The sequence below is a fragment of the Vibrio genomosp. F10 str. 9ZD137 genome (assembly GCF_049974785.1).
GTDB lineage: Bacteria > Pseudomonadota > Gammaproteobacteria > Enterobacterales > Vibrionaceae > Vibrio.
On the sequence record NZ_JBNGCJ010000985.1, the window covers coordinates 1 to 1,342 of the forward strand.

Consider the following 1,342-nt stretch of genomic DNA (forward strand, 5'->3'; position numbering starts at 1 on the left):
TTGCGAAGCAAAAATGCCACGTGTTGGAGGTCAGTTTGAGTGCCTTGTTAGGCTATTTTCTACGCACATTAACCGCTTTTGCAAGCCAAAGTAGGTATAGGCTAACTAAGATATCGACTGAACCGCAAAATTCAGCCCACCAAGTCGGAGCAACGGGGTGGTAACTTACGAAGGTATGAAAAACATCGTAAACACCATGCCCCATAAAACCAATAGATAGAATAAGTAACGATAGCCGCCTCTGGACCCTATAACCTAGATAAGCAACAACCATAAATGCCAAACCGACTATAAACTCAAATACGAGAGCATCATAATCAGCAGCATGAACAGAGAACAGCCAATAATACGCGGGAAATGATGCTAGTAATGCTGGATAAGTCCATGGTTTACCTTCTAATCCTGCATGTTTAAATTTATAAACGATAGCTATAGCAACCACACAACCAATTAATAAAGCAATAATATTGATATCCATACACTCCAATAGCCTAACGCCTCATTCAGAGGCAATAAAATAGCTGGTTATAATTAGCGAGGCACGAGCAAAAACCAGCTGTTTTTTGTCCTGCTGAAATGACTTGTTATGTGTATTTATTGCGAGCTACTTATAATTTTCTTTTCAATTTCTAACGCTAAATTTCTATTAGGCTCTTTTATCGATTTTAAGACTCTAAATACATCCGATAATTCGGTGCTATCAAAAGATGAACCAGAATTTAACAATTCGCTAATTTCAGTAAGCATTCCCGAAGTTTTCCAGTCAAAACCACATCCTCTACTTTCGGAACAAATAATAACCTCAATAGCTTTACTAAGTTTAATATTCCCATCAGAGGCTAGGTCAAAATGCATGTGCGCTATATCGTATTTTATTCCAGCAATTGAATTTTCTAGTGCTGTAATGTTGCTTTTAAAGCCTTGCGCTATTTTTTTTGTATTTGATTCAACTAACTCATTAACTTTAATATCTATATTTTCTTTATTACTTAATTCCAATTCAGAAAATTTTGCGTCTATTCGTGATTCGTGAAGTTTTCGCTCTTCATCAGCTCGCGACTTACTAAAATAGACATTAACGCCTAAAAAGGCGATAAGAAATGCTGCCGCAAAACCCAAAGCTGAGAAATATATATTCTGAGTATTATCAATAGATGCTTTTAATATCTTATTCTGCTCAATTAATTGAATGTTCTGTACTTTCAGCTGTTCAATATTAACATTCGGTAATGAAGATTTTTCTTGAGCAAATGCGAAAGAAGACGCTCCTAAAAAGAACGCGACGAAGAAAATAAACTTTTTCATATACTCTCCAATACACATAACGCTCTGCTAAGCGGCA

Annotated in this window: 2 protein-coding genes; both read right to left on the bottom strand. The window is 36.1% G+C overall.

Annotated elements, in window-relative coordinates; translation table 11 throughout:
- Positions 1-52 precede the first annotated feature (52 nt).
- Positions 53-478 (bottom strand): hypothetical protein, encoded by a 426-nt coding sequence (locus ACP45E_RS21165; RefSeq protein ID WP_017037752.1) that lies wholly within the window; start codon positions 476-478, stop codon positions 53-55.
- A 116-nt stretch (positions 479-594) separates the two neighbouring features.
- A complete protein-coding gene (locus tag ACP45E_RS21170) occupies positions 595-1,305 on the bottom strand; it encodes a hypothetical protein (RefSeq protein ID WP_017037753.1) in 711 nt (236 codons plus the stop codon).
- Positions 1,306-1,342: the final 37 nt, after the last annotated feature.